The 6,113-nt window shown below is 27.5% G+C and carries 7 protein-coding genes; 6 read left to right on the forward strand and 1 reads right to left on the reverse strand.

The genetic code is table 11. From position 1 onward, the window contains the following. The first annotated feature begins 259 nt into the window (after positions 1-259). From VN21_RS14020 to VN21_RS14030, 3 genes are all read left to right on the forward strand, one after another. Positions 260-808 carry a GNAT family N-acetyltransferase gene (locus VN21_RS14020; RefSeq protein ID WP_046823809.1) on the forward strand — a complete coding sequence of 183 codons (549 nt, stop codon included), beginning with the start codon at positions 260-262 and terminating at the stop codon, positions 806-808. A gap of 305 nt (positions 809-1,113) precedes the next feature. Next, on the forward strand, positions 1,114-1,800 hold the full coding sequence (locus tag VN21_RS14025; RefSeq protein WP_046823810.1) for a 5'-methylthioadenosine/adenosylhomocysteine nucleosidase: 687 nt from the start codon (positions 1,114-1,116) through the stop codon (positions 1,798-1,800). Positions 1,801-2,020: 220 nt separating this feature from the next. After that, positions 2,021-3,094 carry a DUF362 domain-containing protein gene (locus VN21_RS14030; RefSeq protein WP_046823811.1) on the forward strand — a complete coding sequence of 358 codons (1,074 nt, stop codon included), beginning with the start codon at positions 2,021-2,023 and terminating at the stop codon, positions 3,092-3,094. Positions 3,095-3,144: 50 nt separating this feature from the next. Here the strand turns inward: VN21_RS14030 and VN21_RS14035 are convergent, their stop codons facing one another. Further along, entirely contained in the window at positions 3,145-4,542 is a 1,398-nt protein-coding gene (locus tag VN21_RS14035) for a glycosyltransferase family 2 protein (RefSeq protein WP_084822194.1), read from the reverse strand. A gap of 202 nt (positions 4,543-4,744) precedes the next feature. Here VN21_RS14035 and VN21_RS14040 point away from each other — a divergent pair, with 202 nt between their 5' ends. The 3 genes from VN21_RS14040 to VN21_RS14050 form a co-directional block, all read left to right on the forward strand. Next, positions 4,745-5,095: an SdpI family protein gene (locus tag VN21_RS14040; RefSeq protein WP_046823812.1), complete on the forward strand. Its 351-nt coding sequence runs from the start codon at positions 4,745-4,747 to the stop codon at positions 5,093-5,095. A gap of 173 nt (positions 5,096-5,268) precedes the next feature. Then, positions 5,269-5,793 carry a dihydrofolate reductase family protein gene (locus VN21_RS14045; protein ID WP_046823813.1) on the forward strand — a complete coding sequence of 175 codons (525 nt, stop codon included), beginning with the start codon at positions 5,269-5,271 and terminating at the stop codon, positions 5,791-5,793. A 112-nt stretch (positions 5,794-5,905) separates the two neighbouring features. Continuing rightward, positions 5,906-6,113 (forward strand): DUF503 domain-containing protein (locus VN21_RS14050; protein WP_046823814.1); only part of this gene is annotated, 208 nt, incomplete at its 3' end.

Genomic DNA, 6,113 nt, shown 5'->3' on the forward strand with positions numbered 1-6,113 from the left:
AAATAAAAAATATCCATAGCAGAAAATATGCTATGGATATTTTTTATTTTGAAAATTTTCAAAAAAATAAGTTGATTCGGATAAATGTAAATGTTAAAACAAATAAAAACAAACAAAATTATGTAAAATAACAGAAAATATTCGAAAAATATTGTATAATAGACTTAGTGCTTAAAAAATAAGAGGATTATTGTTGATATATAGATAAAAATACAGACATAATGTTTTGAAAACATATATGTGTATATGGAGTGGGTATATGGAAACTACAATTTTAAAAACTGAGAGGTTATTGTTTAGAAAAATTTTAAAAGGAGATTATTCAGAGATTGCAAGTATACTTCAAGATATTGAGGTTATGTATGCATGGGAAAAAACGTTTTTGAATGAAGAGGTTGAACAGTGGATACATGAAAATATCAAAAGGTATGAAAATGAGGGGTATAGCTATTTTTTAATAACTGAAAAAATGTCAGGGAAAACGGTTGGCCTTGCAGGGCCTTTAATTGAAAATATAAAAGAAGAAAAGTTTATAGGTATTGCGTATATTCTAAAGAAGGAATTTTGGAATAAAGGTTATGGGACTGAATCAGCAAAAGAGTGTATTAGATATGCTTTTGAGGAGTTAAATGCAAATGAAGTTATAGCCCAAATAAGGACGAACAATATAAATTCCCAAAACGTAGCTAATAGATTAAATATGAAACAAGTAAATAAATATATAAAGATATATGAAAAAAAGGAAATGGAGCATTTAATTTATTCTATAAAACGTGAAGACTACTTTGAATTATTGGGAGAAGAATAAGTGCTTCACAATATTAACGATAATGTATACTCTTAAAAAATCTAAATCTATAGATTAAATTTGAATTACGACTTCTTTAAAGATATATAGCAAACATTTTTAAATGTTAAGTTAAATAAAATTTTACTAAATTATTTTTGCAATTTAGATAAAAGACAATGACAATGTGCTATAATTAACCTTAATATAACATATCTGTAAAATTAAAATAACTTTACTTTATCTAAAGATTTAGAATGATTCAACGTAAGTAATATTATATATGACTATAGTATATTAATTGAAAAATGAGGAGATAGAGTTAAATGATTGGTATAATAGGATCAACTAGTATCGAAATACAATCTATAAAGGATAATATGTTCATAGAAAGAAAAGAGAAGTATGCAGGATTTGATTTTTATATATGTAAGTATAAAGAGTTAGATGTTGTAGTTACAAGTTGCAGTGTTGGGAAAGTAAATGCTTCAAGTTGTACTCAAATATTGATAGATAAATTTAATGTAAAAAAAATAATTAATACAGGAATTGCAGGAAGCTTAAATGATAATGTAAAACTTGGGGACATTGTTATTTCAGATGATATTACATATCATGATGTTAGGCCTATCCAAATGAAAAATTGTTTTCCATTTAAGCAATTTTTTAACTCAGATGAAGAACTTAAAAATATAGCACTTAGAGCATATGAAAGTAGTGGTTTAAACTGTCATAATTGCCACATAGGAAGAATGGTAACAGGAGATGCATTTATAGCTGATACGGACTTAAAATATAGACTAATAAACGATTATAGCCCATATTGCGTAGAGATGGAAGGTTCAGCAATAGCACATGTATGCGATATAAACAATGTACCATTCTTAATAGTAAGAAGCATTTCTGATAATGCAGATGATAATGCAGCGATAGCATATAGGGAATTTGAAATAATAGCCTCAAATAATTCTGCAAAATTGGTTATAAATATGTTAGATCTTATGGGAAAATAGAAACAATATAATTAAACTGTATCAAAAGTATGATCAATAAAAATATAGCTAAAAAGTTATAGTCGTTGATCTCAAGAATATTTGATACAGTATTTTTTTACAATCAATGTAAGATTCTAAAAAATATAAACTAAAAATTTAAATCTGAATCTATATTGGAATTAAATTCTAAGCATTAGTCTATATTTAAAGATATAAAGTAAAAAAGAGAGGTAATTAAATGGAAATGTCAAAGGTTTACTATTGTAGCTTATATTCAGACTCACAAAGTAGAAACTTACCGAACAATGTAAAAAAGTTATTTGAAAGGGCTAGTTTTCGAGAATTTATAAGTGAAAATGAGCAAGTAGCTGTTAAATTGCATTTTGGAGAAAAAGGAAATACTACATATATGAGTCCTATTGCGGTTAGGCAAGTAGTTGATAAAGTAAAAGAGTACGGGGGAAAACCATTTTTAACAGATACAAATACTCTTTATTCAGGGAGTAGAACAAATTCAGTTGACCATATAACAACGGCTATTGAAAATGGATTTGCTTATGCAGTTGTAAATGCCCCAATAATTATAGCGGATGGTCTGTATAGTAGAAATTCAACAGATGTAGAAATTAATCAAAAACATTTTGATAAAGTAAAAATTGGAGGAGAAATTTACAATTCTCCTGCAATGATTGTAATGAGTCATTTTAAAGGTCATGAGATGGCTGGGTTTGGAGGAGCTCTTAAAAATTTAGCAATGGGGTGTGCAAGTGCACCAGGAAAACAAATGCAACATTCAGATGCAAAACCTGGGGTAGATAATGATAAGTGTATTGGATGTAATAAATGTGCAAAATCTTGTCCAGTAGGAGCGATAAACATAGAAGAAAAGAAAGCTAAAATAAATCATGATATTTGCTATGGATGTGGAGAGTGCCCAACGGTATGTCCAACTAGAGCTATAACTATACAGTGGGCAACTGATTCTAATATATTTGTAGAAAAAATGGCTGAATATGCATATGGAGCTATTAGTAACAAAAAAGATAAAGTAGGATTTATAACATTTGTTATGAATGTAACTCCACTTTGTGATTGTGTTCCGTGGTCAGGAAGACCTATATCTCACGATATAGGGATACTTGCATCTAAGGATCCAGTTGCACTTGATAAAGCTTGTTATGATTTGGTATGTGCGGAAATGAAGCATGATGTATTTAAACATGAACATCCAGGTGTTAATGGAATGAGAATTATAGACTATGCACATGAAATGGGAATGGGTAATATAGAGTATGAATTGATTAAAATTTAAAATTAAAATGCCACCTATAAGAATTTATAGGCGGCATTTTAATTTTAAATTTATTTCCAAACTCTTTTTGCTCCAAATAACTCTTGAATGTATCCGCATAAAGAAACTGGAGACATGATAAGTTGATAGCATAAAATAAATAAAACAAACCCAATTAAATTTTTTCTAACTTTCAGTTTTAAGTTTTTAAAAACTACATTAGATTGGTAATGGTATAGTATACCGAAACTTATAAAAGTAAGAGGTAATACTAATAACATCATAGGGCCAACTATAGCGTAGTTACCCCAAAATAGAGCTAAAATTAAGCCTGGAATCCAGAAAAATGTATAACTAAGGTCCATATATGGAATTATTAGATCTATTCCAGTTAAAAATTTAGAAAACATAGATGGCTGTCTCCAGGGTTTAACTTCTCTAAGGCCCTCAATCATACCTCTAGCCCACCTTGAACGTTGTTTTATGAAGTGTGAAAATTTTGTTGGAACATCTGTAAATGCTATTGCCATAGGCTCAAAATACACCTTTTTGTTTTTAGCAAGTATCTTCCACGTAAGCACTATATCTTCTCCTATAGCATCTGACCATCCTCCTAGCTCAGATACAACCTCAGTTTTATATAAGGAGAATGCCCCTTGTGCAACTAATGTTCCTTGATATAATCCTTGCATTCTTTTAATGGATGCTATACTTAAGAAGTAATCCCATTCTTGGATTTTAGATAGCCAATTATCTCTACTATTTCGAACAAGCATTGAACCAGCAACAGCACAAACTTCACCTGATGAAGATTTTATTCTTCCAACAAGGTTTCTTATAGCATTTTTATGAATTAAGGTATCGGCATCTAACGTTATTACAAACTCTGTATTTACATGATTTAATCCATGATTAAGTGCGTTGAATTTTCCTGGAGTAGGTTCAGACAATAACAAGATATCCATATTTAATTCCTTCATAGCTCTTTTTACCTCTGAGCCAGTTTTATCATTGGAGTTATTATCAATTACTATTGTGTGTATATTTCCATTATAGTTTTGATTGCTAACATATTTTAAAGTATTAAAAATACCAATCTCCTCATTGAAAGCAGAAATTAAAAGAGTTATATCATCGTCTGCATTATAATTGTTCAATTCAGGCTGCTTGTCTAACAATAAACTGACTATTAAAAATATGTTCATAAAACCGGGTATAAGAGCAATACCACTTACTATAAATACTGCCCAAAAGTGATTAAGTATAATGGATAAATCATCAATCCAAGGTTTGGATAAATTTATTGCTATTAATGTCCACAATATAGAAATTATTAAGCTTATAAAAAATTTACTTTTTACACTTATATAAACTTTAGAATTATTTTTAAAATTATTATTTAAGTCATTTGAGTTATAGACAGGGGCATTTTTAATTTCTTTTTTTGTCTCACTAACTACTTCTTCCATATTAAACACCGCCTTAGATTTTATAGACTTAGACAATATTACATAAAAAAATAAAGTAATTCTAGTGTAAAATTAAGGTAAATGAGTGGGTATTATATATAAAGCTTGTAAAATATATAGGTTTGTACTAATTAAAAAATAAAGGATAATTTGTTAAAAATTTGAATATATATACATTTAGAGTTAAGAGAGGAGGGGTTTGATGATCCAAGCATATTATCCAAACAATACATACCATTTAGGGATATTGATGATTGGTATTGGGATTGCTATTAGATACTTATCAGGTGAGTATCCTAATGGATTTGGATATAAGTCTGTAATCTCTAAAAGAAACAGATATTATTGGAAAGAAGGTAATGAATATTCGGGGAAGATTTGTATAATATCAGGCGTTTTATATACTATATGCTTTTTCATAATAGACACATTTAATATTAATATTGGTAATGCAATTTTAATATCAATAATGGCATTTACTGTTTTGATGTTTGCTATAATATCACTTACTGAATATCATTTATATAAGATCTATAAAATCAACAATGCTTAATAAATACATAAAAAAGGCATTTTAATTAATATAAAATGCCTTTTTTATGTATTTTAATAGAAACATTCATTTTAAATAGTTAATAAGTTATTAGCTATTACAGTTTATAATAAAATTACATCGAAAATCTAAATGAGTAAATAATAAATAAAAAATAAAGTGAGGTCAAAACAATGAGTAGAAAAATAATTTTAAATTTAGCTATAAGTATTGATGGATATATAGCATCTGAAGATGGTGGATTTGACTGGATAGTTGGAGATGGAGATAAAAGTTTAGATACAGAGAAAAAATGGGATTTTAATGGTTTTTTAGACACTATAGATGTAGTAGTAATGGGTAAAAATTGTTATGATCAAAACTTTCATAAAGACTTTAAAAATAAAAAAGTATATATTGCAACATCGAAAGACTTAAAAGATTATGAAAATATATATTTTATAAAAGGTGATATAGTAAAAACAATTGAAGAAGAAAAACAAAAAAATGGGGAAAATATATTTTTATTTGGGGGAGGTAAAGCTATTAATCCATTTATAAAGGCTAATATTATAGATGAATATATAATAGGTATTATACCTACGATATTGGGTAAAGGAAGAAAATTATTTTTAGAGAATAATCCTAAAATAGACTTACACTTAGATGAATATATTACTGATGAGGGCGTTGTAATTCTTAGATATTCAAAAAGATAAGAAGTTATGACTTTGTATACTTATTTTATGTTTAAGTAAAATGAATATGATTTTGATTAAATATAATAATAATTACATATAGTTAAGTTTGTATTTTAGAAAGGAATAGTATATGAAAATATATATTTTAAAAGTTGATTTAAGGGCTGTATGGGTACATTCTTTAAAAGAAAAAAGAATGGTAGTAAAGAGTATAACAAGTAAATTAAAAAATAAATTTAATATTTCTGTAGCTGAAATTGAAAATCAAGATGTACATCAAATTATTACAATTGGCGTAATTGGTATATCTTTAGACCAAAGCACTTGTTATAGTAATA

This window comes from Paraclostridium benzoelyticum (assembly GCF_001006285.1).
GTDB lineage: Bacteria > Bacillota > Clostridia > Peptostreptococcales > Peptostreptococcaceae > Paraclostridium > Paraclostridium benzoelyticum.

Coding starts and splice junctions, on each gene's coding strand:
- VN21_RS14020 (WP_046823809.1), top strand. CDS start 260: ATGGAAACTACAATTTTAAAAACTGAGAGGTTATTGTTTAGAAAAATT.
- VN21_RS14030 (WP_046823811.1), top strand. CDS start 2,021: ATGGAAATGTCAAAGGTTTACTATTGTAGCTTATATTCAGACTCACAA.
- VN21_RS14025 (WP_046823810.1), top strand. CDS start 1,114: ATGATTGGTATAATAGGATCAACTAGTATCGAAATACAATCTATAAAG.
- VN21_RS14040 (WP_046823812.1), top strand. CDS start 4,745: ATGATCCAAGCATATTATCCAAACAATACATACCATTTAGGGATATTG.
- VN21_RS14045 (WP_046823813.1), top strand. CDS start 5,269: ATGAGTAGAAAAATAATTTTAAATTTAGCTATAAGTATTGATGGATAT.
- VN21_RS14035 (WP_084822194.1), bottom strand. CDS start 4,542: ATGGAAGAAGTAGTTAGTGAGACAAAAAAAGAAATTAAAAATGCCCCT.